Source organism: Pseudoramibacter porci (genome assembly GCF_009696145.1).
Classification (GTDB): domain Bacteria; phylum Bacillota; class Clostridia; order Eubacteriales; family Eubacteriaceae; genus Pseudoramibacter; species Pseudoramibacter porci.
This window is the reverse complement of the sequence record NZ_VUMO01000003.1, coordinates 125,542-150,635: the sequence shown is the minus strand read 5'-3', so window position 1 is coordinate 150,635 and position 25,094 is coordinate 125,542. Positions and strand designations below refer to the sequence as shown.

Below are 25,094 nucleotides of genomic sequence, written 5' to 3'. Positions count from 1 at the left end.
CCTCCTTATTCCTGAACCTGCTGGCCGTCTTCGAGGGACGCCGGATTGAGGGCGACTTTGGCGCCGGCTTTGAGGCCCTCGGCGGTAATCTGGATGTGGGTGTCGTTTTGCAGGCCCGTTTCGACCACCACCGCCTCGACCGTCTTCGGCGCGTCTTTGTGGGACTTCACGACGAAGATTTCGTAACGGCCGTTTGCGTCCTTCGTCACCGCGTCGATGGGCACGGTGAAAACATTCTGGCGGTTTTCGACGGTGATGTCCTGATTGGTCTTCATGCCGATTTTTAAGCCGTCGGTCGGCCGCGCGATATCGACAGTCGCCTGGAAAGTTGCGGCGGAGCCGGAACTCACCGAGGTGGTGCCGGAAGCGGACAGCGCCGAGGTCGTGTCTGAACTCATGGCAGACGAGCCCGCGTCAGCGTTTCCGACCGCGGCATCGGTGCTCGTCGGGGCGACGCTGGCGATCACGCCGGTGTAGCGGCGCCCGCCGGTGCCGTCGGCGGTAATGGTCACGGCCTGGCTGGTGGAGACGGCGCTGATGTCGTTCTGGTCGATCTGCATGACGATCTGGAGATTGCCGGTGTTCTGAATGGTGAAGAGCTCCCCGGAGGTGGGATTGCCCTTGACCGCGCCGACGTGGGTGATCGTGCCGGCAATGGGCGCGGTGACGGCGCGGGCCTGGCCGGTCTGGCTGTCGACGAGGGTGCAGAGTCTTGCGCCCTTGTTGACCGTGTTGTTCAGCCCGACGTCGACGCTTTGGATGAGGCTGCCGCTGCTGTCTGCCACGACGCTGACGTTTTTGCTTTGGACGGTGCCGTCCGCGGAGATGGTTTTGGTCAAATTGCCGTAGGTGATGCGTGCCGTTGTGATGTGTTTGAGATTGGGCTTGCTCTTTTGATAGAGCGCAGCGGCGGCGATGCAGGCAGCGGCGGCGATCAAGATGATGGCGATGATCCGCTTCCGGCGTTTTTTGCGGCCTTCGTCGGCCACCATCGGATCAGGTGTCAGGGCTTCACCATCTTCAAAAACCGGACGGTTCGCGTCGTCCGGCTGGAAATTTCGTTTAAAGGGATTTTTCATGGGATCCTCCTTTGATTGTATTAAGGTAATAATACATCGTGAAACGCAGTTTGTCAACAAAAAAAGAGCCGCCCTGGGGCAGCTCTGTATGCATTTATCAAATGATGATTAGTTTCACGCTTTGTCGATGGATCCGAAGACTTCCATTTTTTCTTTGACCTTGGCCTTGATGGCTTCCGTTCCTGGCAGGAGCAGTTTTCTCGGGTCGAAGCCTTTGCCGACCTTGTCTTTGCCGGCTTCGATGTATCCGCGGGTCGCTTCTGCGAAGACGAGCTGGCATTCGGTGTTGACGTTGATCTTGGAGACGCCGAGCTTAATCGCGTGCTGAACCATTTCGTCTGGGATGCCTGTGCCGCCGTGGAGCACCATTGGCAGGTCGCCGATTTCCTTCTGGATGTTGGCGAGCACGTCGAAGTTCAGTCCCGGCCAGTTTTCCGGATAAACGCCGTGGATGTTGCCGATGCCGGCTGCGAGGAAGTCGATGCCGAGGTCTGCGATCTGCTTGCATTCCTTCGGATCTGCGAATTCGCCAGCGCCGATGACGCCGTCTTCTTCACCGCCGATGGTGCCGACTTCCGCTTCGATGGACAGGCCGAGAACGTGAGCCGCAGCGACGAGTTCCTTCGTCTTTTCGACGTTTTCTTCAAAAGGCAGATGAGAGCCGTCGAACATGATTGAGGAGAAGCCGGCGTTGATGCAGGCCTTTGCCCCTTCGTATGAGCCGTGATCCAGATGCAGCGCAACGGGAACGGTGATGTTTAAGGATTCGATCATCGCCTTGACCATGGCTGCGACGGTTTTAAAACCGGTCATGTATTTGCCGGCGCCTTCGGAAACAGCCAGGATGACTGGGGAGTTGTTTTCCTGTGCGGTTTCGAGAATGGCCTTCGTCCATTCGAGGTTGTTGATATTGAAAGCGCCAACGCCGTAATGCCCGGCTCTCGCCTTGACTAACATATCCTTTGCTGAAACTAACATGTGATACCTCCATATCAAGTTAATGTGTTATCCTTATTATAGCGGACAGGGGCGCCAATAACAATAGAATAACCCCAAAATTATGTAAAAATCAGCGAAAACATTCAAAATTAATCAATATTTATCAAAAATGAGAACGACCGGCAGACTGTGTTATAATGAAATGATCAATGGATGTGATGGGAGGCTGTGATGAAAAAAGATCCGTACCGGTTCCAGCGGAGCTGCTTTAAGGCTCAGGCGGTATCTCCGGGCTCAGAGAAATGGGCGGCGGCCGCGGCGAGGAGGGACGCGCTCTACCAGCGCGACGAAGACATCCGCACGCCCTTCGGCCGGGATTACACCCGGATTCTGCACTCGTCGGCCTACCGCAGGCTCAAGTACAAGACGCAGGTGTTCTTCCGGCCGCGCAATGACCACGTCTCCACCCGGATCGACCACGTGCACTACGTCGCCTCCATCGGCCGGCTCATCGCCGATTTCCTCGGGCTCAACGGCGAGCTCACGGCGGCCATCGCCATCGGCCACGACCTCGGCCACACGCCCTTCGGCCACGACGGCGAGGCGGCCCTTGCGGCGATTGTCCGGCGGGACGGTCTGGCGCCGTCTTTTTGGCACGCGGCCAACGGCCTGCGTTTTGTCGACGAATTTGAACTGCTCTCCGGCCCGGACGGCAGGCAGTACAATTTGGACCTGACTTACGCGGTGCGGGACGGCATCGTCGGCCACAGCGGTCCGGTGAACGCGCCGCTGTTCCCGCGGGAGGCGGCGATCGATCTGAAGGATTTCACCCGGCCGGGTCAGTTCAACCCCTTCACCTGGGAGGGGTGCATCATCAAAATCGCAGACAACATCTCCTATCTGGGGCGGGACATCGACGACGCCGTGCTCCTTGGGCTCATGAAGCCAGAAGACCGCCGGGTTTACGCCGAGGTGGTCGATCGGTACGCCCGGGCGGCGGGGATTTCGTCCATCGACGTGAACAACGCCAACGTCATCCACCTGATGGTGACCGATTTGTGTCTGCATTCGACGCCGGAACGGGGCATGGGCTTTTCAGCGCCGGCGATGAAGGCGATCAGTGAAGTCACCCGGCTTAACCGCGAACTGATTTATTACAACGACCGGCTCAAGGCCTACAAGGATTACGGCCGCCAGGTGATCGAGACCATTTACGGGGCCCTCTGCCGCTACGCCGAGGAGCCAGGCCGCCGGGATTATTTCCGGGAGCAGTTTCCGTCGCTGACCGCCGGATTTGAAAAATGGCTCGTCGACTACATGCAGGGCTTCCACGACGAGAAGCGGGCCGACACGTTGGCCTGCCATTGGGTTTACACCTACCGGAAAGGGGAGGCCGGCGTGTCAGAGATGAAGCGCGCCGCGGTGGACTACATCTCCGGCATGACAGACCGGTTCATCGAGCTGCTCTATCGGGAGCAGGTGGTGTTCAAAAGCCAGCGCACACCTTACGTGTCGCTGTAAATAAATGAAAATAATTGAGAAAGTGAAATAGAAAACAGAGGCAATACAATGGAAATCGAACCAGTACTTCAAAATAAAAGCGTCGTCATCATCGGACTCGGGCTCATGGGCGGGGCCCTCGCCATGGCTCTCAGAAAAGAAAGGCCGGATTGGATCGGCGCCATCGACACCGACAGCGAAGTTCTCGAGGCGGCCCTCGACCGCGGCGTCATCGATCAGGGGGAAAACGACGCGGAAGGCGCGGCGCGCATCCTCGCGCAGGCGGATTTCGTCTACTTCTGCCTGTACCCGCGCACGGCGGTGAATTTCTTCAAGACCCACATGGGAGATTTCAAGCCCGGCGCCGTGATCACCGATATCACCGGGGTTAAGCAGATCCTCGTCGACGAGGTGCTGCCGATTCTTAGAGACGACGTCGATTTCATCATGGGCCACCCCATGGCCGGCAGCGAAAAGGAAGGCTTCGGCGGCGCGGACGAGCGGATTTTCCTCGGACACAACTACATCCTCGTGCCTATGTCCCAGAACGATCCCGACCACATTGAGTGGCTCGAGCGCGTGATTTACAACATGGGCTTCACAAACATCGTCGAGACGACCCCGGAAGGCCACGACAAAAAGATCGGCTTCACCTCTCAGCTCTGCCACGTCATCGCCTGCGCTCTTATCGACTGTAAGGAAGAGCGCCACCTTTCGGATTTTGAAGGGGGCAGCTTCATGGACTTGACGCGGATTGCGATGATCAACGCGCCGATGTGGGCGGAGCTCTTCGTGAGCAACCGCGAGGCACTGCTGTCCCAGATCGATGATTTTGAAAATAGTATGAAAACTCTTAGGGGGATGATTGAAAATTCTGATGAAAATGGCTTGGAAGATTTGATGTTTTCAGTCCGCAAAAAGCGCGTAACGATGGAAATCGACCGTAAAAACAGGACTTTGGCCATTGAAAATCAGTTTAAACATAATGAATCTTAATTAAATCTTAAGAAAATCTAAATGTAACAGTTTACATTAGGGATATTCCAATTTACATTCTTACAACGCTTGACGTTTTTTTCATAACGCGCTATACTATAGTCACATCAAGGAAATACATTCGATTGAAGCACACACCCGGTTGGATGTATTTGATGTTCAGAACTTGCTGAATATGCGAGAATTCAGCAAGGAATCATAATATTACCCCCCTCTCTCCAAAGGACTTCGAACTCCTCCCCCTATTTGGTTCGAAGCCCTTCTTTTTTTGTCTTTTTTCATTGATTTACAATATTTATCGTCAAATCAATCGGCGCCAATAAAAAAACCTGTCTGAAAATTTTCAGACAGGCTTTGATGTAGGGAAGGACTTATGCAATCCCCTTGATTTTCTTGACTTCTGCGGTCAGTGCCGGGACGACAGCAAAGAGGTCGCCGACAACACCGTAATCAGCGATGTCGAAGATTGGTGCTTCTTCGTCTTTGTTGATGGCGACGATGCAGTCAGAGCTGCTCATCCCAGCAACGTGCTGAATGGCGCCGGAAATCCCGCAGGCGATGTACAGTTTCGGGCCAACTGTTTTACCAGTCTGGCCAACCTGATGGGAGTGTGCGATCCAGCCAGCGTCAACGGCTGCACGGGATGCACCGACAACGCCGCCCAAAGCGTCGGCTAATTCCTGTAACGGTTCGTAGCCTTCCGGTCCGCCGACACCGCGGCCGCCGGAAACGATGACGTCCGCGCCGACCAGGTCGACCATTTCGGAAGCGTCTTCTTTGATTTCTTTGATTAAGCGGGTTCTAATATCTTCAGGAGCAACGTGGATGTCTTCTTTGATGACTTCGCAGGTGCGGCCTTCTTCAGGTTCCGCTGCCTTGAAGACACCAGGACGGACAGTACCGAGCTGTGGACGGTGGTTCGGGCAGAGGATGGTGGCCATCAGGTTGCCGCCGAATGCCGGACGGGTCCAAGCGATATTGCCGGTTTCTTCGTCGTAGCCGAGTTTTGTACAGTCAGCGGTCAAGCCAGTCTGCAGACGGGATGACAGACGCGGTCCGACATCGCGGCCGTTGTTGGTTGCGCCGATGAGCATGGTGGTCGGTGCGTATTTGGTGACAACTTCGTACAGCGCGTTGACATAAGCGTCGGTGGTGAAGTGTTCGTATTCTTCGCCGTCGATGACGATGACCTGATCTGCGCCGTGTTCCTGAACAGCTTTCACAGCTGCGTCGGTGTTGTGGCCGAGTACCAGACCAACCAGTTTGCCGCCCTGTTTTTCAGCCAGTTCGCGGCCAGGGTTTAACAATTCCAGGCCCACATTCTGAGCGGAGCCATCAGGATAAGTTTCAATAAATACCCAAAGATCCTTTGTTTTCGGTTCCATTTCTGATCTCCTCTCTTATATTATAGTAAGCCTTCTTTGTCGAGGGCAGCTGCCAGATTTGCAGCGAGTTCTTCTGGCGATTCGCCGGTGATCATTTCGCCGCCGGTCTTGACTGGCGGGACGAAAGTCTTCTTAACGTTAGTCGGTGAGCCCTTCAGGCCGCATTTTGCGAAATCGATGTCGAAATCTTCTTCGCCGAGGACGTGGATTTCTTTTTTGCGAGCAGCCAGTTTGTCTTTGATCTTCGGCAGACGCGGATCAAATGACGGTTTGGTTGCGGTGACCAGGCACGGGAAGCTGGCGCCGAGGATTTCCTGGCCGTCTTCTGTTTCGCGGGTGACCTGAATTTCATCGTCCGTCATTTCAGCGGTTAAGCCGTAAGTGATTTGCGGGATGCCGAGGTGTTCAGCCAGTTCCGGACCAACCTGAGCGGTGTCGCCGTCGATTGCCTGTTTGCCGCAGAAGATGACATGGAATTTGCCTTCGATTTCTTCGATCTTCTTGATGGCGCAGGCCAGAACGTAGCTGGTTGCGAGAGTATCGGATCCGCCGAATTTACGGCCGGAAACCAAATAAGCTTCGTCGCCGCCGACTGCCAGGCAGTTCTTCAGCGCTTCTTTAGCCTGATCTGGTCCCATTGATACGACGACGATTTTGACGTCGTCTCTTGCATCCTTAATGCGTGCGGCCATTTCCAGCGCGTACCCATCGAAAGGATTGACAATGCTCGGCACACCTTTACGAATCAGCGTATTCGTTTCCGGATCAATACGGATTTCGGTTGTGTCAGGCACTTGTTTAACACACACGAGAAAATTCATGATATTACGTTGCCTCCTTAAAAAATCAATGTGTATCATCTGGACGAAAAAGCGTCCTAATAATTTGTGAATATTGTAACATAAAGATAAGGCGTGCGTAAAGGGTTTTAATGGCAAATTAATGCAAATTTAATGCAAAAAATTACTGATTAGTGGCACACTTTAACAAAATTTTCCCCTCGTATAGGCTATGTCAAATCTCCCTGAGGAATGGGCCAAAAATCAGGTTGAAGGGGAGAAGGGAATAAGCGTATAATAAATGCAATCAATATTGGTCATCAGGCTGCGTCAATCGGCGCAGTTCAGAGGAATAGAAGGGTTAAAATGGATAAGACAACCAATCAGGCAATGGCGCAGCCGATTCGCGTCGGCCTCGGCTACGACGTGCACGCCTTTGAAGCAGGCCGCCCGCTGATTCTCGGCGGGGTCCGCATCGAAGGGCACGCCGGCCTCCGGGGGCACTCCGACGCCGACGTGCTCCTGCACGCGGTGATGGACAGCCTCCTCGGGGCATTGGCCCTCGGCGATATCGGCGCCCATTTTCCAGATACTGACGCAAAATACGCCGGGGCGGACAGCATGGCGCTGACCGATCACGTCTGGCGGCTCATCGACGAAGCCGGCTACAAAATCGGCAACGTCGATGCCATTATTGTGGCCCAGGCGCCGAAAATGGCGCCCCACATTTCGGCGATGCGGGCCAACATCGCGGCGTGCCTCCGGGCGGACGTCTCGCAGATCAGCGTCAAGGCGACGACGGAAGAGCATTTGGGATTTACCGGAAGGGAGGAAGGCATCGCGGCCAAAGCTGTCGCGTGCCTGATTAAAAAATGATTGGCTTTGTGGCAGCGATGGAAGAAGAAGCGGCCGCCTTTGCGCGGTGGATGACAGACACCAGCACCTTTGCGAAGGGCGGCATCGATTTTGTCACCGGGAAAGTCGGCAGCAGCGACGTGACCCTTGCGGCCGTCGGGCTCGGCAAGGTCAACGCCGCCATGGGCACCCAGATGCTCATTGACTGCTATGGCGCCGACCCGGTTATCAGTTTTGGCGTCGCCGGCGGCATCGGCGAGGGGCTTGCCTTTGGCGAGCTCGTCATCAGCACCGACGCGGCGGCCTACGGGTTTGAACCGGACAAAGGCGGGCTCAAGCCTGTGGACGTACCCTTTATGAACGGGACGGTTTACCCGGCGGATGGGGAGCTGATCGCGGACGCGGTCCGCGGGGCTCAGAAACTCAAGCTCAAATACCGCAAGGGCCGGGTGCTCACAGACGACCGGGTGGTGGCCGACTCCAGGCTCAAGGCGGCGCTGCGGCAGCATTTTAAAGCCGAATGCGTCGAAATGGAAGGCGCTGCGGTCGCGCAGACGGCCCAGGCCAACGGCGTGGCCTGGCTCATCCTCCGCGGGATCTCCGATTTGGCGGATGAAAACATGCAGGGCACTTACGACCAACACTACACCAAGGCCATCGAAGCGGCGGCTGGCGCCGCGGTGGCGGTGTGTCTGGTTCAGAATACGTCCAAGGGCTGTCAAGCTTAATAAAAACAACTAAAACATAAAGAAAGTTAGAGGCAAATATGAACGAAAACAGCGAAAAAGATATGTCGGCGCTGGGTGCGGCGCAGATCGGCGGCGACGAACGGGAATTTGACGAATTGGGTATTAAAGTGCCGGTGCCGGCCCATCGGCCGACCTGGGCGGAAATCAGTCTGGACAACGCCGTGCTCAATTTGCAGGCAATTAAAAAACGGGTGGGCCCGGGCCCGAAAATCATCGCGGTGGTTAAGGCCGACGCCTACGGCCACGGCATTGAATTCACCCAGACGATTCAGGACGAAGGCGTGGACATGATGGCCGTCGCCTTTTTGGACGAAGCCATCGCCCTGCGCCAGAAGGGCATCGACCGGTGCGACATCATGCTCCTCGGGCTGACCCGCCCGAACCAGATTCCCGATCTGGTGGAATGGGACATTCAGCCGGCGGTGGATTCCCTGGAATTCGCGCGGGCACTTTCGGAATACAACGTGAAAAACGGCACGGTGACCCGCATCCACGCGAAGGTGGACACCGGTATGGGCCGCATCGGCTTCCGCTGGGATGAAGCGGTGGACGCCATTGCCGAAATCGCCGGCATGCCGGGCATCGAGCTTTACGGCTTATTCACCCATTTCGCGACGGCGGACGAATCGGAAAAATCCTTCACAGAGCTTCAGATGAAGCGCTACCTCGACGTCGTCCGGGGGCTCAAGGCCAAGGGGGTCGAAATTCCGCTGAAGCACGTGGAAAATTCTGCGGCAATTGTCGATTTCAGTAAATCGGTGTTCAACGCCGTGCGCCCGGGGATCATTCTTTACGGGCTTTACCCGTCGGACGAAGTCAAGAAAGAAAATCTGAAGCTGCGCCCGGTGATGACCTTTAAATCCACGGTCATGCATCTGAAGACGATCCACGCCGGGGATTCCTGCGGCTACGGCCGGAAATTCATCGCCGACGGCGATCGGAAAATTGCGACGCTGGCCGTGGGCTACGCCGACGGCTACACCCGGATGCTCTCGGGCAAGGGAACGGAGGTTTACCTCGACGGCCACCGCGCGCCGGTGGTCGGCAACATCTGCATGGACCAGTGCACGGTCGATGTGACCGACGTGCCGGGGGTCAAGGTCGGCGACGAGGTCGAACTCTTCGGGCCCCACATTCCGGTGGAAGAACTGGCCGAAAAACTCGGGACCATCAATTACGAACTGGTCTGCATGGTCAACAAACGGGTGCCGCGGCTCTACAAATTCTTGGGAGACGAACACCTCGAGGTCGAAATCTTAAATGACGGCTTTTACGGCGCGTTTTAATCGGCGCCGGGGGCAGGTGCAGCCGGCGCTTTGAGCCGGGCGCGCAGGTATTTGATCGGGATGCCCCGTTCTGAGAACATCGCCTCGTGCTCGGTGGGAAAATCCTCGAGAGCAGCGTAGCGCGCGTCGCTGTGAAGGTCCCGGCTGAGGGCGAGGACTTCGAAGCCGGCTTCCTCGAGATAGCCGAGGGTCGCTTCGAACAAATCGTCGTCGTCGGTTTTGAAGCGCAGCCAGGCCCCGGGCGCGAGAAAGGCCTTGTACTTTTCCAGCTGGCGGGTGTGGGTCAGCCGCTTCTTGTGCTTTTTGCGCTTGGGCCAGGGGTTGCAGAAATTGATGAACAGGCCGTCGATGCGGTCGTCAGGGCCGAGGATTTTCTCGATGCGCTCGATGTCCCAGGCGGTGAGTGTTAAATTTTCCGGGTCGGCGCCGCCGCGTTCGGCGACGACGTTGCGCCGGGTGATGCCGAGCATGGTGTCGATCATGTCGACGGCGAGATAATTATTTTCAGGGTGAGCGGCGGACATTTTCGCGATGAAATGCCCTTTGCCGCAGCCCAGTTCCAAGTAAAGCGGGTGCGCGGGCGCAGGGAAGCGTTCGCGCCAGTGATTTTTCAAAGTCCAGGGTTCCGCGGCGAAAAACGGGCTGGCTTCCAGCTCGGGCCGCGCCCACGGACGGGGTCGGATGTGCATAAGGCCTCTCCTTTTTATATGAATTGATTTTGATTCGAATGTATTTTAATGGAAGATGGGATTTTGAGCAAGGGGGATGGGATGAAAGCCGCTCACGATTCACAGATTACGCGCAACCCGCTGTATAGCGCGCCGCTGATGCCGCTGATCGCGAAGTACGCCGTGCCGTCGATTGTCAGCATGCTCGTGTCGGCGGCCTACAACATCACGGACCAGGCCTTCATCGGCCACGTCGTCGGCCTCGTGGGCAACGCCGCGACGAGCGCCGCCTTTCCGGTGGTGACGCTGACGACGGCCTTCGCCCTGCTCATCGGCAACGGCATGGCCGCCGCCTACACCATGGCCATCGGCGCCGGCAAGCGCGGCGAGGCAGCGCACATCGTCGGGACGGGGACCTTCATGCTGGCTCTGGCCGGGGTGCTCGTCTTCACGACCATCGTCGGGCTCAAGCAGCCGATTTTGATTCTCTGCGGTGCGACGAAAACCGTCATGCCCACCGCCAGCCTTTACCTCAAATACACGGCCTTCGGCCTGCCGATGCTGCTCTTTGCCAACGCCGGCGCCAGCCTCATGCGCGCCGACGGCAGCCCCAACGCGGCCATGGCCGCTTCGGTGAGCGGGGCGGTTCTCAACGTGGTCCTCGACGCGGTTTTCATGTTTGGGCTCCACCTGGGCATCCGCGGGGCGGCGCTGGCCACGGTGATCGGTCAGGGCGTGTCGTTTTTATGCTGCCTGTTTTATTACCCGCGGTTCAAATGCATCCGCTTCAAACTTTCGTCGGTGGCCTACCGGCCGGAGACCGCGGCGCAGATCGCCAAGCTCGGCACCGCGAATTTCATCAACCACATCATCATGGCGCTGGTCAACATCGTGCTCAACAACCAGCTGACCCGATACGGGGCGCTGTCGCCCTACGGCAGCGACATCCCGCTGGCGGTGGCCGGAGTGGTCGCCAAACTCAACGTCATTCTCGCGGCCTTCGCCGTCGGGCTGGCCCAGGGCTGTCAGCCGGTGGTCAGTTTCAATATGGGGGCGCAGAATTACCCGCGGGTCAAGGGGGCGTATCTGACGGCAGTGCGCGCCGCGGTGATCGTGAGCATCATCGCCTTCGCGGTTTTCCAGATCTTCCCGCGGCAGATCGCGGGCCTGTTCAGCACAGGCAGCGCCGCCTATTTCGACTTCGCCGAAAAATACCTGCGCATTTACATGTTCATGATTTTCGTCTACGGGGTGCAGCCCATGACGGTGAATTACCTCGCCAATATCGGCTGCGTTGCCAAGGGCATCACGCTCTCGGTCGCCCGCCAGGGCTTCTTCTTAATTCCGCTGCTCGTCTTTCTGCCGCGGCTTTTGGGCATCGACGGCGTGCTGTTTGCCGGGCCTGCCGCCGACGCGCTGGCCTTTGCCCTTTCGGTGGTGCTGATGCGAAAGAATTTCAGAGAACTGGATCAGATGGCGGCCGAATCCGGGAAAACCCTGTAAATTCGCCCTTGCAATTTTATAAAAAAATGATACAATACAGAATCATAGTCAAAGGCGTTGATGAAGACGGTGTTTTGACCCCTGTGTCAACCAGAGAGGCGGCCCTTAGCTGAAAAGCCGCCGGCGCAGCAGAACGCGGATCACTTCGGAGCCGGCAGCCTGAACGGAGTAGGGCGGCCCGGGAAGCCGTTAACCTTAAAATGAAGCGGGCCGCAGCGCGGCCAATGCGGGTGGTTCCGCGGTAATCATGGATTATCGTCCCTTTTTGAAAAATCAAAGAGGGGCTTTTTTTATATTTGAATTGTCATAGAGGAGGAAATATGGCGCGAAAGTTTTCTGAATTGTCCAAAGCTCCTGTGAAGGAAGTCGAAACCCAAATCGCTTCCAAATGGGAAAAAGAAGACATCTTGAACAAAACGATTGAAGCACACGCTGACGACAGCAATTTTGTATTTTTTGAAGGGCCGCCGACGGCCAACGGCAAGCCGGGGATTCACCACGTCCTCGCGAGAACCCTGAAGGATTCGGTCTGCAAATACCAGACGATGAAGGGACACCGCGTGCTGCGCAAGGCCGGCTGGGACACCCACGGCCTGCCCGTCGAAATCGAAGTGGAAAAACAGCTGGGCATCCACAACAAGCCCGAAATTGAAGACTACGGCATCGCCAAATTCAACAAGAAATGCCGCGAATCCGTCTTTACCTACGAAGCGCAGTGGCGCGAGCTGACCAAGCGCATGGGCTATTTCATCGATCTCGATCACCCGTACATCACCCTGGACAACAATTATATCGAAACCGAGTGGTGGATTCTTGACCAGTTCTACAAAAAGGGCCTGATTTACGAAGGCCACAAGATTTTGCCCTACTGCCCGCGCTGCGGCACCGGCCTGGCGTCCCACGAAGTCGCCCAGGGCTATCAGGAAATCAAGACCAACACGGTCACCGTCGCCTTCAAACGCAAGGACGCTGACGAATACTTCCTCGTCTGGACGACGACGCCGTGGACCCTCGCCGCCAACATCGCCCTCTGTGTCAATCCGGAAGCGGATTACATCAAAGCCAAGAGCCGCGGCACGGTCTTCATCTGTGCGGAAGTCCTCGCCGACAAACTCCTCGGCGACGATTACGAAGTTGTCGAACGCATGAAGGGCAAGGATCTGGAATACGTCGAATACGAACCGATCATGCCTTTCGTCCGTCCGGCCCGGGGCAAGGGCTATTTCGTCACCTGCGCCGATTACGTCACCACCGACGACGGGACGGGGATCGTCCACATCGCTCCGGCCTTCGGGGAAGACGACTACCAGGTCGGCCGCCGCTACGATCTGCCGGTGCTCCAGCCGGTCGGCCTCGACGGCAAATACACGGCGACGCCATGGAAGGGGCACTTCGTCATGGAAGAAGGCCTCGACGTCGAAATCATCAAATGGCTCAAAGATCAGGACGTCCTGTTCAAAAAAGAAAAGGTCACCCACAACTACCCCCACTGCTGGCGCTGCAAGACCCCGCTGGTCTATTACGCCAAGCCGAGCTGGTACATCGAAATCACCAAGCTGAAGGATCAGCTTATCAACAACAACAACGGCGTCAAATGGTTCCCGCCTTTTGTCGGCGAAAAGCGCTTCGGCAACTGGCTCGAAAACTTAAACGACTGGGCGCTGTCGAGAAGCCGCTACTGGGGCACCCCGCTGAATATCTGGCGCTGTGACGACCCGGACTGCGGCTGCACCACCTCCGTCGGCAGCCGGAAGGAATTGGCGGAACGGGCCATCGAAGACATCGACGACAGCATCGAGCTGCACCGCCCCTACGTCGACGACGTCCACCTGACCTGCCCCCACTGCGGCGGCCGCATGTCCCGCGTGCCCGACGTCATCGACGTCTGGTTCGATTCCGGCTCCATGCCTTTCGCCCAGCAGCATTATCCCTTCGAAAACAAAGAAAAATGGGAAGACCAGTTCCCGGCCGACTTCATCTGTGAAGGGATCGACCAGACCCGCGGCTGGTTCTACTCGCTCCTCGCGATTTCGACCTTCCTCACCGGCAAGTCGCCTTACAAGAACGTGCTGGTCAACGATTTGGTCCTCGACGCCAACGGACAGAAAATGTCCAAGAGCCGCGGCAACACCGTCAACCCCTTTGAATTGTTCGACCAATACGGCGCTGACGCCCTGCGCTGGTACCTGATGTATGTCAGCCCGGCCTGGACGCCGACCCGTTTCGACGAATCGGGCCTGCAGGAAGTGCGCAGCAAATTCTTCAACACCTTGAAGAACACCTACGCCTTCTTCGCCCTTTACGCCAACACCGACGGCATCGACGCCGACGCCATCGCCACGGACGAATTTGACATCGCCCCGGCGGACCGCCCGGTCATCGACCGCTGGATCTTGAGCAAATACAACCGCCTGGTCAAGAACGTCACCGAAGCCATGGATCAGTACAACCACAACGCGGTGGTCCATCTGATTCAGAATTTCGTCAATGACGATCTGTCCAACTGGTACATCCGCCGCAACCGCCGCCGCTTCTGGAAATCGGGCATGGACGACGATAAGAAGGCCGTCTACCGCACGACTTACGAAGTCCTCGAAGGGCTGTGCCGCCTGTGTGCACCCTTCGCGCCGTTCATCAGCGAAGAAATGTACGGCGATCTGACCGGCGCTGATTCCGTCCACCTGGCCGCTTATCCGGTGGCGGACGAAAGCCTGATCTCAGACGACGTCGAAAAACCGATGGACCTGGTGCGCGATCTCGTCTCCCTCGGCCGCTCCGCCAGAGAAGACGCAAAGATCAAGGTCCGCCAGCCGCTGACCAAAGTCATCATCGACGGCGAATACAAGGGAGTTCTCGGCGATTTAACGGAACTGCTCAAAGAAGAGCTCAACGTCAAGGCGGTCGATTTTGAAGACGACCTTCAGTCCTTCCTGAACTTCACTGTCAAGCCGAACTTCAAGGTCGCCGGACCGATCCTCGGCTCGAAGGTCAAGCTTCTCGGCAAGGCCATGGCCACCGTGGACGCGGCAGCCCTCGTCGCCGCCACTTCCGCCGGCAAAGCTTACCCGGTCGAAGTGGAAGGGGAAACCATCGACGTGACGCCGGAAATGGTCGACGTGCGCATCGCCGCGAAGGACGGCTTCGACGTCCAGACCGACGGCGAACATTTCGTCATCCTCGACATGACCTTAACCGACGCCCTCATCGCCGAAGGCATCGCCCGGGAATGTATCTCAAAAGTCCAGCAGATGCGCAAGAATCACGATTTCGAAGTGACCGATCACATCGCCATCACCTACGAAGCCGACGATGAAGCGGCCCAGGCCATCGAAGCCAACGCCGAATTCATCAAGAAAGAAACCCTGGCCGAAACCCTCCAGGCCGGCAGTGCCGAAGAAGAACAGGATCTCAACGGCCACGCCGTGAAGCTTTCTGTCGCACGAGTTTAAGATCAACTCAACGCAATAAAAAATCCCTGGGTGGTTAACCACTCAGGGATTTTTTTGCGGCGATTAAGCTTGTCGTTCGGCGAGCAGCCACGCCATGACGTGGACCGCCTGTTGAAGGCCGCCGGTTTCAATCAGCCGGCAAATCGACGTGTCAATTCAATTTGGTCAAAAACTGGGCCGAGCGCTGGCGGATGGGGCCGGCGACGACACAGAGCAAGACGGCGTAGAGGGGATAGAGCACGACGTTTTTGACGATCCGGGCGGCGAAAAGCGCCATGAAGGCGTTGCCGTACATTAAGGACAGCCAGAAGGTGTTGAGCAGCATATCGACGCCGATCGTGACGACCGCCTGGGCGATGAGCACCCGGGAGACCGACGGCTTTTTGTGGACGATCAGTCCGAAAATCAGCCCGGTCAGCGCGTAGCTGATCGTGAATCCCGGGAAGAACGCCCCGGACGGGTGCACCATGTAGCCGAGGATATCGGACAGGCCGCCCACCGCGCACCCGAGCCCCGGCCCGAGCAGAATGCCGGCGGCGGCGATGGCCAAGCCGTTAAACCGGATCTCTAAGGTGTTGGTGACCGTGATGGAAAAGAAGGACAGGATGGTGGCGAGGGCGACAAAAAGCGCCGACGTGACGATCCGCCTCGTGTGCATTGATGACATAAAAAAACCTCCTTTGCAGCAGGTCCTTCGCTACAAAGGAGAGAGACAATCTCGGAAGTAGCAACGGGATGCGGAAGGGACACCGTAAGCCTTGCGCTTTTCGTCTGGCTGACAACTCCCCGTTCAGCCGGCACTTGACGCGTCCGATCCTACTCTGCTTCATCAATTTTCTTTATTATATCGGTCGCGCCCGGCGATGGCAAGGGGAGATTAAAAAAATACAAAAATTGATTAAAATCGCGAAAAAGTGTAGTCTCATGACAAGCAGTATGTTATAATATAAACACAATTTGGAGATAGATTGTCGTCCGCCGGCGTAAATCAATTGGAGAGGATTGAGCAGCGGACAGGCGCGCGCACCGCGATTTATCGGTGTGCCGCAGAGGGGGAACAAAGATACGGCCTGACCGTATCTTTTTTTATTGCCGCCGTTGTGGCAGAATCATCGCAGGTTAGTTAGCTAAACGAATGAGATCTTTAATCGAGAAAGGAAGTGAAGGGATGGCGCGTCCTCAAACGCTGACCGTCGGCATGCCCCGGGCGCTGCTGTATCACCGGTACGCGGTGCTGTGGCAGACTTATTTCGACGCCCTGGGCATCGCGACGGTTGTTTCAGAAGAGACCAACCGCGAAATCGCCGAAGGGGGCATCGCGGCCGCCACGGACGAGATGTGCCTGTCGCTGAAGGTGTACCTCGGACACGTCGCGGCGCTGATCGGAAAATGCGACCGGATTTTCATCCCGCGGATTGTCGATTTCGGCATCCGCCGGGTCATGTGCACCACCTTCGAGGGGCTGCCCGATATTGCGGCCAATATTTTCAGAGACCGGCACATCGACATTTTGTCCTGCAATATTTCCGTTCAGGGCGGGATCGACGAAAAGGCCGGCATGGTGCAGATGGGCCGGGAACTGGGGTATTCGAAAAAGGAAGCGAAGCGGGCTTACAAGCGGGCCCTCGTGGCGCAGCGCGCGGCCGACGAAGCCGCGGCGGCTGCGGCAGAACATTTGTACCAGAGCCGCGGGCTCAAGATCGCCGTCGGCGCCCACGCCTACGTCATGGACGACGACTATTACGGCAGGCCCGTGCTCGATTATTTGAGCGAAATGGGCGTGACGGCCATTCCGGCCTACGCGGTGGACCGCCGGGAGGCGCGGAAGGTGACCAAGCGTCTGAGCCCGACGATGAAATGGGAGGTGTCCCGAGAAATCGCCGGGTCGCTGGCGATGCACCTAGACGACGTCGACGGGATCATCCTGATGAGTGTCTACCCCTGTGCGCTGGATTCGATGGTCAATGACATGCTCGTGCGCAAATTCAGAGACAGCGGCGTGCCGATGATGCATCTGACGATGGACGCCCAGAGCGGCACGGCCGGGCTCGAGACCCGGCTCGAATCCTTCATCGATATTCTGTCGATGCGGCGGACCGGAAAGGCGGTGAAAGCATGAAAAGGGATAAACAGGTCAAGCGCAAGATCGCCTTTCCGATGATCGCCCATTACAACGACGCCGTGCGCTATTTCATCGAGCGGGGGCTCGGCCAGACTTACATCATGCAGCCGGCGATGACAAGGCGGACCATGGCCCTGGGCGAGAAGCTCTCGCCGGATATGGTCTGCACACCCTTCAAGACGATTCTCGGGTCGATGATCGAGGCCTTAGAGGCCGGCGCCGAGGTGCTGATCATGACCATGGGCTATTGCCGCCTCGGCTATTACGGAGAGCTGGCGGAGTCGATTCTCAGGGAGCAGGGCTACGATTTCGATTACGTCAATTTCGCCGAGTACACGACAGGCCATCCCAAGGATTATCTGAAGGCGGTCAAGGCGATCTGCCCCCATGTCCGCCCGGCCAAGGCGATGAAGGCTCTGCGCGAGGCCCTCGACATGGTCAAGATGATCGACGACATCGAGTGCCAGTATTATATGAACTGCGGCTTCGAGACTGAACCCGGCAGCTTCAAGGCGGCGCTGACCCGCTTCTACCGCGATATGCGCACCGCCAAAACCCGGAAAGACATCGAGGCGGGCTACGAAAACTGCCGCCAGGCTTTTGAAAAACTGCCCATCGCGAAGGATCAAAACGCGCTGAAGGTCGGCCTGATCGGCGAGTATTTCACGGTGATGGACGCCTTCTCCAATCTCGATCTCGAGCAGGCCCTCGCGGACATGGGCGTCGAGGTGCACCGGTGGATGAACGTCTCCCACCGCAACCTCGATTACCCGGGCGAGAAGAACCTCCACGTGCGCATTAAGGCATACTGCCGGTACGAAATGGGGCCGACCTCGACGGCGAACATCTGGAAGGCGAAAAAATACGCCGAGGACGGCTTTGACGGGATCATCCACGTCAAATCCGCCGGCTGCACGCCGGAGATCGAGATCATGCCCGTGATCCGCAACATCTCCGAGGATTACAAAATCCCGGTGCTGTTTCTCACTTACGATACCCAGACGGCCACGGCCGGGCTCATGACCCGGCTCGAGGCCTTTTACGATATGATAGCCATGCGAAAGAAGGTGATACAATGAGAGAAGAAGCGTATCTCGGCGTCGATGTCGGCTCCATCTCCACCAAGGGGGTCGTCATCGACGGGGACAACCACATCCTCGCCTCAGCCTACATTTGGACAGAGGGCGACCCCATCGGGGCGGTCAAGCGGCTGATCGCAGATCTGGACGGCCAGTTTGATCACGACCGCTGGGCCATTCGGGCGACCGGCACCACCGGCTCCGCCCGGAAGCTCGTCGGCGCGGTGCTCGGGGCGACGGTCGTCAAGAACGAAATCACGGCCCACGCCGTCGGCACGACGACTTTCCACCCGGACGTGCGCACGATCCTCGAGATCGGCGGCCAGGATTCGAAAATCATCCTGCTGGAAAACGGCATCGCCATCGATTACGCGATGAACACCCTGTGCGCGGCGGGGACCGGCGCCTTTCTGTCGTCCCAGTCCCGGCGCCTGGGCATTCCGGTGGAGGACATGGGCGCGGTGGCGCTGAAGTCGGCCCACCCGACCCACATCGCGGCGCGGTGCACGGTTTTCGCCGAGTCGGACCTTGTGCACAAGATTCAGGTGGGCCACACGAAAGAAGACATCGTCGCCGGGCTCTGCCAGGCGGTCGTCGGCAATTATCTCAACAATGTGGGCAAGGGCAAGCGCATCCGCGAGCCCATCGTCTTCCAGGGCGGGGTGTCGAAGAACATCGGCGTCGTCAAGGCCTTTGAAAAAGCCCTCGGGGAGCCGGTCATCGTCGACGACAACGGCCACCTCATGGGGGCCATCGGTGCGGCGATTCTCGCGCGGGGCGGCGAAGCCCGGGCGGATTTCAACTTCGACATCGAAGACATCGCCTTTGTGACCCGGGAGGTCGTCTGCGGGCGCTGCCCGAACCGCTGCGAAATCATCTGCGTCTACCGCGACGGCCAGCTCATCGACAGCTGGGGCAACCGCTGCGAAAACGGCGAAATCACCGTGCGTCAGGCGCAAAAGCATCACGCTTAGGGCATCAAAAAAGCCGGCGGACTCTGAGTCCGCCGGCTTTTTCTGCGGGTGGGTTTATTCTGCCGCTTCCGTTTGAGCGCCGGTGTTGCGGTATTTGCGGCGGTAGGCGGTCGGCGTGATGCCGACGTTTTTCTTGAAGACCTTGCTGAAATAATTGGGTTCGTGGTAAGACAGGTCGAGGGCGATGTTGATGATCGGCGTGTCGGTGTTGATCAGCATGTCCTTGGCGATCTGAATCTTCTGCTTGGTCAAATAGGTCACGAAATTCATGCCTGTTTCCTTCTTGAAGATTTTTGAGAGGTAGTAGGAGCTCATGTTCGCGTACTCGCCGACTTGTTCCAGAGAAATGTCGTTGGCGGCGTTGCGGTCGATGAAGTTGAGGATGTCCTCGATGGAGCTCTTGCGGTCCGGGTTGGTCTTCATGTGGTCGAAGATTTTGCCGATGACTTTCATGATCTCGACCCGCAGGTTGTAGCGGTTCTGGAATTGGCGGGCGAAATGCTTGTGGCCGCTGGTGGATTTCAGCGGTGAGACGATTTCGTAGCCGCCGTTGTCGTCGGCGACGGTCTGTAGTTCTCTCATCAGGGTCTGGACTTCTTTCTGAATCGAGATCAGATCGAAGCCGTAGTGATCGTAGAGCAGGTTTAAATAAGTCTGCACCGCTTCGCGGCACTGGGTGTATTTCTTGTGCACCACAGCGTAGATGATTTCGCTCATCTTTTCGTCGATGTTGCTGCGGGTGTTGGCCTGCAGCCCTTCGATCGCCTGATTGAGGGAGGCGATCAGCTGTTCCGGGCGGATCGGCTTGAGCAGCAAGTCGTCGACCTTGGCCTTGATAGCCTGGTGGGCGAAGTCAAATTCGTTGAAGGCGGTGATCAGGATGACTTTCTTTTCCGGATCGGATTTCTTGACCCGGCGCAGCACCTCGATCCCGTTGATTTCCGGGATGTTGATGTCCATCAGAATGATCTGGGGGTTGGTCTCCGCGATGCCTTTCAGGGCGTCTTTGCCCGAGGCGGCGGTGCCGACGATTTTCACGTTGGGCGCCTGGCCGTTGATGATCATCTGCAGGGCTTTTCTTTCCAAATGTTCGTCTTCTACAATATAAACTTTATACATTTTTTCCTCTTTCTCTTTTTCCATGGTTTAATTCGAACCCGGCAGGGTCTTGTTGGGAATCCGGATGATCACGTGGGTGCCCCGGTCGAGGCCCTTGACGTAGGTGACACCGTACCCGCTGCCGTAATAGTAGCGCAGGCGCTTGTTGACGTTCTGCACGCCGATGCCCATGCCTTTTTTGCTTTCGTCGGTGCGGAAGCTTTCGTTGAGCAGGGCGTCGATTTTTTCGTCGGGGATGCCGTCGCCGTCGTCGACGATGTGAATCAGCAGGTCGTTGCCGTCGGCTTCGGTTTTGACGGTGATGGTCGACGGCACGCGGCGCGCCTCGACCACGTATTTGATGCTGTTTTCGATGAAGGGCTGGACGATCATGAACGGGCAGAAGGCCGCGTTTAAGGATTCGTCGCAGTCGAACGCGTAATGCAGGTGATCCCCCTGGCGCACCTTCTGGATGTGCAGGAAGTTGCGCGCGTTGTTGAGCTCGTCCTCGAGGCGGACGAAGTCGTTCTCTCCGGTCTGCAGCGTGTAGCGCAGAAGGTCGGAGAAATGGTAGACCATTTCCTGGGTTTGGGTCGCGCCCTCGAGCATGGCCAGGCGGCCGATGGTGTTGAGGACGTTGAAGAAGAAGTGGGGGTTGATCTGGGCCTTCAAGGCGCGAAGGTCAGCGTCTCTGAGGGCGGATTCCGCTTCACTTCTCCGGTGAATTTCCAGCATGAGCTGTTCGTTGGTCAGCCGCAGCTTTTCCTGGGTGTTCCGGGAGGCGGACAGCTCGGCGAGGTAATTGGCGATGGTGAACATCAGCTCCGCCGCGGCCTTGACGCGCTTGAGGGTCGAGTGGGGCACAGTTTTTCTCAGCTCGAGAAATTCCGGATAGTCGGAGAAATCCGTCAGACAGCCCGGCGCACCGGTGGGCAGCTGGGCCGCTTCTTCGGCGGGGATGCGCACCTGGCCGGCGAGAATGGCGCCGATGTATTCGCCGCGCACCTGAATCGGCACGGCCATATCGACGAGGCCGCCGTGGCAGGTGTAGATCTTGGGGCGCTGCACGCGGTTGGCGTAGCGCCCGCCCATGTCGTCGGAATTGGTACAGTGTTTGTAAAATTCCGGAATCGTGCGGATCGCGGAACAGAACGGCGTGAAATTGCTGTACTTCAGCGCGGGATTGCCGAAGCGGTCGACAAAGATCGCCGCGACGCCGGTCGCATCGGAAAAGGCGTCCTGAATGCGCTGGAGCAGCTCCATGTCGAAGACGTCCTGAAGCTCGGTGGGCTTGTCGGCCGTATCGCTGCGGTTCATATTTTTCAATCGCTTGAGCGATTGATCGTTTTCGGTGATGTCATTCGATAGTTCTGAGTTTAAATTGAATGATTTCAGCATGGCTACAATCCTCAAATTTATTTCTAGTTTCGTTTCGTTTTCGATCGGTATCTTGTGTATGCGTTATCAATGCGATCTCCTCTTTATTATAACATAGTTCGCTAGAATGGTATAATTTTTAGACATTTTTTGGCAAAATCTTACTTGCCTTTTCAATGGAGAAAAATCAAAAACGCGGAAGGGCCTTGGCGGCGCGCCGTTACTCGTTTACAGAACAACCAGATATTGTGGTGTTTAAATTTACACACAACAATAACTTGATTTTAACGGGCGGGGGCATTATAATAGCTCTGGCGTTTTAAACGCTGAAGTAAAATTTAAATTGCATTTCAAATGCATTGAGACGATACAAAATTTAAAAGGATGAGAAACAGGAGGAGATTATGGGAGCAGAGATGCAGGTGATGAATATCATCAAGCGCAGCGGTGAGGAGGTGCGCTACGACAGGAGCAAGATCGTCAACGCGGTGTCGAAGGCCAACGTCGAGGTGGACCCGATTCGCCGGCTCAACGACAGCCAGATCGAGGCCGTGGCCGACAACGTGGAAAAGCAGCTGCGCCGCTACACCCACGCCGCCAACGTCGAAGATATTCAGGATCTTGTCGAAACGGGCATCATGGAAATGCGCGGCTACGAAGTGGCGCAGGCCTACATGCACTACCGCGACAAACGCACGGCGCTGCGCCGCGCCAACACGACGGACCGAAGGATTCTCTCGCTGATCAACCGCAACAACGAGCTGGTCAAGCAGGAGAACGCCAACAAAAATCCGACGATCAACTCGACCCAGCGGGACTACATCGCCGGGGAAGTCAGCCGCGACCTGACGCGCCGCCTCTTTTTGCCGGAGGACATTGTGAAGGCCCACGAGGACGGGTTGATCCATTTCCACGACGCCGATTATTTCGCGATGCGCGAGCACAACTGCGATTTGATCAACCTGGACGACATGCTCCAGAACGGGACGGTGATCTCCGGCACGAAGATCGACAAGCCCCACAGCTTCTACACGGCCTGCAACATCACGACCCAGATCGTTGCCCAGGTCGCCTCGAACCAATACGGCGGCCAGAGCTTCTCGCTCTACCACGTGTCGAAATTTGTCGACGTCAGCCGCCAGAGCCTGAGGGCCCGCACCCGGGCCGATCTGGCGTCGGCGGGCATCGATGCGAGCGACGACCAGGTCAACCAGATCGCCGAACGGCGCCTGAGGAAAGAAATCAAAAGCGGGATCCAGACCATTCAGTACCAGCTCATCACCCTGATGACGTGCAACGGCCAGGCGCCCTTTGTGACGATGTTCATGTATTTGGACGAAGCGCCGGAAGGCCAGCCGCGGCGCGATTTGGCGCTGTGTATCGAGGAGGTGCTCAACCAGCGCATCCAGGGCACGAAAAACGCCCAGGGCATCTGGGTGACGACCACCTTCCCCAAACTGATCTACGTCCTCGACGAAGACAACATCGAACCGGGCACGCCCTACTATTATTTAACGGATTTGTCGGCGCGGTGCACGGCCAAGCGCATGGTGCCCGACTACATTTCGGCTAAGGTGATGAAGCAGCTGAAGGCCGGCAACGTCTACACCTGCATGGGGTGCCGCTCATTTTTGACCGACGAGCCGACGATCACCAACCCCGACGGCAGCCACAAGTTTTACGGCCGGTTCAATCAGGGCGTCGTGACGATCAACCTGGTCGATGTGGCCTGCTCCTCCGGGCGGGACGAAGACAAATTCTGGCAGATCCTCGACGAGCGCCTCGAGCTCTGCCACCGGGCGCTGCGCTGCCGCCACGAACGCCTTCTCGGCACACCCTCGGACGTCGCGCCGATTCTCTGGCAGCACGGGGCATTGGCCAGACTTGCCCCCGGCGAGCCCATCGACAAGCTGCTTTTCGGAGGCTACAGCACCATTTCCCTCGGCTACGCGGGGCTGTACGAAATGTGCCAGTACATGACGGGCAAATCCCACACCGATCCGGAAGCTAAGCCCTTCGCCCTGGCGGTGATGCAGCGGCTCAACGACAAATGCGCCGAGTGGCGGGCGGCGGAAAACATCGCCTACTCGGTTTACGGGACGCCGATGGAATCCACGACGTACAAATTTTCCAAATGCCTGCAGAAACGCTTCGGGATCATCCCCGGCGTGACGGACAAGAATTACATCACCAATTCCTACCACGTCCACGTCACCGAGCCCATCGACGCCTTCACGAAGCTCACCTTCGAGTCGGATTTTCAGAAGCTTTCGCCGGGCGGCGCGATCTCTTACGTGGAAGTGCCCAACATGCAGGACAACATTCCGGCGGTGCTGGCCGTGATGCGCCACATTTACGACCACATCATGTACGCGGAGCTGAACACCAAGAGCGACTACTGCGAGGTCTGCGGCTACGACGGCGAAATCAAGGCGGTTGAGGACGACGCCGGCAAGCTCGTCTGGGAATGCCCCCACTGCGGCAACCGGGATTTGAACAAGATGTCGGTGGTGCGCCGGGTCTGCGGCTACCTCGGCGGCGCCACGGGCTTTAATCAGGGCCGAACCCAGGAAATCGCCGAACGGGTGCTCCACCTATAATGGCCATGCATTACGCCGATATTCACGCCCACGACATCGCCAACGGGCCGGGGATCCGCCTTTCGCTTTTCGTCTCGGGCTGCACCCATCACTGCCCGGGCTGCTTCAACGCGGCCGCCCAGGATTTCGCCTACGGCGAGGTGTTTTCTGAGGCGGTGCAGGAGGCGCTGCTGGATCGGCTCGCCGCGCCCTATTACTCGGGGGTGACCCTCCTCGGCGGGGAGCCCATGGAGCCGGCCAACCGGGCGGCGCTTCTGCCCTTTGTGAAGGCGATTCGCGCGCGCTACCCGAAGCTTACGATTTGGTGCTACTCGGGCTACACCTACGAGGAATTATTGGGGCCGGCGGCCGAGATGCTGGCCGCCCTCGACGTCCTGGTCGACGGAGAATTTGAGCAGGACAAAAAAGACATCACCTTATTGTACCGGGGCTCATCGAACCAGCGGCTCATCGATTTGAACGAGACCCGGGCGGCCGGTGCGGTCGTGCTCTGGGATCCCGGCTCGGTGTCCATGTCGGCGATGGCCCATTAAAAGGCGGCGATTGGAAAAAACGCGGCGAGATTTTTGTCATGGGGACGACAGAGGAAGAGATTGTGCTATAATAAAAAATACATATTGGGAAATAGCCAGTCTGTTTCCGAACGAGGAGGTAAA

General features: G+C 57.3%; 20 protein-coding genes and 1 riboswitch. Of the genes, 12 read left to right on the top strand and 8 right to left on the bottom strand.

Annotated elements, in window-relative coordinates; all coding sequences use genetic code 11:
• Nucleotides 1-5: 5 nt before the first annotated feature.
• Together FYJ52_RS03665 and fba are read right to left on the bottom strand one after the other, a co-directional pair.
• On the bottom strand, nt 6-1,079 hold the full coding sequence (locus FYJ52_RS03665; protein ID WP_154575910.1) for an efflux RND transporter periplasmic adaptor subunit: 1,074 nt from the start codon (nt 1,077-1,079) through the stop codon (nt 6-8).
• A 114-nt stretch (nt 1,080-1,193) separates the two neighbouring features.
• Nucleotides 1,194-2,057, bottom strand: a complete 864-nt coding sequence (gene fba, locus FYJ52_RS03660) for a class II fructose-1,6-bisphosphate aldolase (RefSeq protein WP_154575909.1) — start codon at nt 2,055-2,057, stop codon at nt 1,194-1,196.
• 192 nt (nt 2,058-2,249) lie between these two features.
• On the opposite strand from fba, the gene FYJ52_RS03655 reads away from it, so the two are divergent.
• The gene (locus tag FYJ52_RS03655; protein ID WP_154575908.1) at nt 2,250-3,539 is read left to right on the top strand and encodes a deoxyguanosinetriphosphate triphosphohydrolase family protein; all 1,290 of its coding nucleotides are present in this window, start codon (nt 2,250-2,252) and stop codon (nt 3,537-3,539) included.
• Between the two features lie 48 nt (nt 3,540-3,587).
• On the top strand, nt 3,588-4,514 hold the full coding sequence (locus FYJ52_RS03650; protein WP_154575907.1) for a prephenate dehydrogenase: 927 nt from the start codon (nt 3,588-3,590) through the stop codon (nt 4,512-4,514).
• A 371-nt stretch (nt 4,515-4,885) separates the two neighbouring features.
• Here the strand turns inward: FYJ52_RS03650 and FYJ52_RS03645 are convergent, their stop codons facing one another.
• The gene (locus FYJ52_RS03645) at nt 4,886-5,899 is read right to left on the bottom strand and encodes an electron transfer flavoprotein subunit alpha/FixB family protein (RefSeq protein WP_154575906.1); all 1,014 of its coding nucleotides are present in this window, start codon (nt 5,897-5,899) and stop codon (nt 4,886-4,888) included.
• Nucleotides 5,900-5,919: 20 nt separating this feature from the next.
• Complete coding sequence (locus FYJ52_RS03640; RefSeq protein ID WP_154575905.1) at nt 5,920-6,720, bottom strand: electron transfer flavoprotein subunit beta/FixA family protein; 801 nt, start codon at nt 6,718-6,720, stop codon at nt 5,920-5,922.
• Between the two features lie 348 nt (nt 6,721-7,068).
• Between FYJ52_RS03640 and ispF the strand changes: the two genes are divergently transcribed.
• From ispF to alr, 3 genes are read left to right on the top strand one after another with little or no spacing between them, the layout of a single operon-like run.
• Nucleotides 7,069-7,554 (top strand): 2-C-methyl-D-erythritol 2,4-cyclodiphosphate synthase, encoded by a 486-nt coding sequence (gene ispF, locus FYJ52_RS03635; protein ID WP_154575950.1) that lies wholly within the window; start codon nt 7,069-7,071, stop codon nt 7,552-7,554.
• Nucleotides 7,551-8,261, top strand: coding sequence for a 5'-methylthioadenosine/S-adenosylhomocysteine nucleosidase (gene mtnN / locus FYJ52_RS03630; protein WP_154575904.1), 711 nt, complete (start codon nt 7,551-7,553; stop codon nt 8,259-8,261). Before ispF ends, mtnN begins: the two co-directional genes overlap by 4 nt.
• 38 nt (nt 8,262-8,299) lie before the next feature.
• Nucleotides 8,300-9,568: an alanine racemase gene (alr, locus tag FYJ52_RS03625; protein ID WP_154575903.1), complete on the top strand. Its 1,269-nt coding sequence runs from the start codon at nt 8,300-8,302 to the stop codon at nt 9,566-9,568.
• On the opposite strand, the gene trmB is transcribed toward alr, so the two are convergent.
• Complete coding sequence (trmB, locus tag FYJ52_RS03620) at nt 9,565-10,257, bottom strand: tRNA (guanosine(46)-N7)-methyltransferase TrmB (protein ID WP_154575902.1); 693 nt, start codon at nt 10,255-10,257, stop codon at nt 9,565-9,567. The genes alr and trmB overlap by 4 nt on opposite strands.
• Nucleotides 10,258-10,305: 48 nt before the next feature.
• Here trmB and FYJ52_RS03615 point away from each other — a divergent pair, with 48 nt between their 5' ends.
• Together FYJ52_RS03615 and ileS are read left to right on the top strand one after the other, a co-directional pair.
• Nucleotides 10,306-11,739 carry an MATE family efflux transporter gene (locus tag FYJ52_RS03615; protein WP_235901519.1) on the top strand — a complete coding sequence of 478 codons (1,434 nt, stop codon included), beginning with the start codon at nt 10,306-10,308 and terminating at the stop codon, nt 11,737-11,739.
• 320 nt (nt 11,740-12,059) lie between these two features.
• Nucleotides 12,060-15,188 (top strand): isoleucine--tRNA ligase, encoded by a 3,129-nt coding sequence (ileS, locus tag FYJ52_RS03610; protein WP_154575901.1) that lies wholly within the window; start codon nt 12,060-12,062, stop codon nt 15,186-15,188.
• Between the two features lie 151 nt (nt 15,189-15,339).
• Here ileS and FYJ52_RS03605 read toward each other — a convergent pair whose 3' ends face one another.
• On the bottom strand, nt 15,340-15,855 hold the full coding sequence (locus FYJ52_RS03605) for a folate family ECF transporter S component (protein ID WP_154575900.1): 516 nt from the start codon (nt 15,853-15,855) through the stop codon (nt 15,340-15,342).
• A 59-nt stretch (nt 15,856-15,914) separates the two neighbouring features.
• Nucleotides 15,915-16,014: riboswitch (THF riboswitch) on the bottom strand.
• A gap of 342 nt (nt 16,015-16,356) precedes the next feature.
• Between FYJ52_RS03605 and FYJ52_RS03600 the strand changes: the two genes are divergently transcribed.
• Genes FYJ52_RS03600 through FYJ52_RS03590 form a run of 3 tightly spaced genes read left to right on the top strand, consistent with a single transcriptional unit; the run spans nt 16,357 to nt 19,363 of the window.
• On the top strand, nt 16,357-17,307 hold the full coding sequence (locus FYJ52_RS03600) for an acyl-CoA dehydratase activase-related protein (RefSeq protein WP_205960751.1): 951 nt from the start codon (nt 16,357-16,359) through the stop codon (nt 17,305-17,307).
• Nucleotides 17,304-18,389, top strand: a complete 1,086-nt coding sequence (locus tag FYJ52_RS03595) for a 2-hydroxyacyl-CoA dehydratase (protein WP_154575898.1) — start codon at nt 17,304-17,306, stop codon at nt 18,387-18,389. The genes FYJ52_RS03600 and FYJ52_RS03595 overlap by 4 nt, the downstream gene beginning before the upstream one ends.
• On the top strand, nt 18,386-19,363 hold the full coding sequence (locus tag FYJ52_RS03590) for an acyl-CoA dehydratase activase (RefSeq protein ID WP_154575897.1): 978 nt from the start codon (nt 18,386-18,388) through the stop codon (nt 19,361-19,363). Before FYJ52_RS03595 ends, FYJ52_RS03590 begins: the two co-directional genes overlap by 4 nt.
• Nucleotides 19,364-19,417: 54 nt before the next feature.
• Here FYJ52_RS03590 and FYJ52_RS03585 read toward each other — a convergent pair whose 3' ends face one another.
• Both FYJ52_RS03585 and FYJ52_RS03580 read right to left on the bottom strand, forming a co-directional pair.
• Complete coding sequence (locus FYJ52_RS03585; RefSeq protein ID WP_154575896.1) at nt 19,418-20,482, bottom strand: response regulator; 1,065 nt, start codon at nt 20,480-20,482, stop codon at nt 19,418-19,420.
• A gap of 27 nt (nt 20,483-20,509) precedes the next feature.
• Nucleotides 20,510-21,859, bottom strand: coding sequence for a sensor histidine kinase (locus tag FYJ52_RS03580; RefSeq protein ID WP_235901517.1), 1,350 nt, complete (start codon nt 21,857-21,859; stop codon nt 20,510-20,512).
• A gap of 404 nt (nt 21,860-22,263) precedes the next feature.
• On the opposite strand from FYJ52_RS03580, the gene nrdD reads away from it, so the two are divergent.
• Nucleotides 22,264-24,438: an anaerobic ribonucleoside-triphosphate reductase gene (gene nrdD / locus FYJ52_RS03575; protein WP_408003696.1), complete on the top strand. Its 2,175-nt coding sequence runs from the start codon at nt 22,264-22,266 to the stop codon at nt 24,436-24,438.
• Nucleotides 24,438-24,971, top strand: a complete 534-nt coding sequence (nrdG, locus tag FYJ52_RS03570) for an anaerobic ribonucleoside-triphosphate reductase activating protein (RefSeq protein WP_328598755.1) — start codon at nt 24,438-24,440, stop codon at nt 24,969-24,971. Before nrdD ends, nrdG begins: the two co-directional genes overlap by 1 nt.
• Nucleotides 24,972-25,094: the final 123 nt, after the last annotated feature.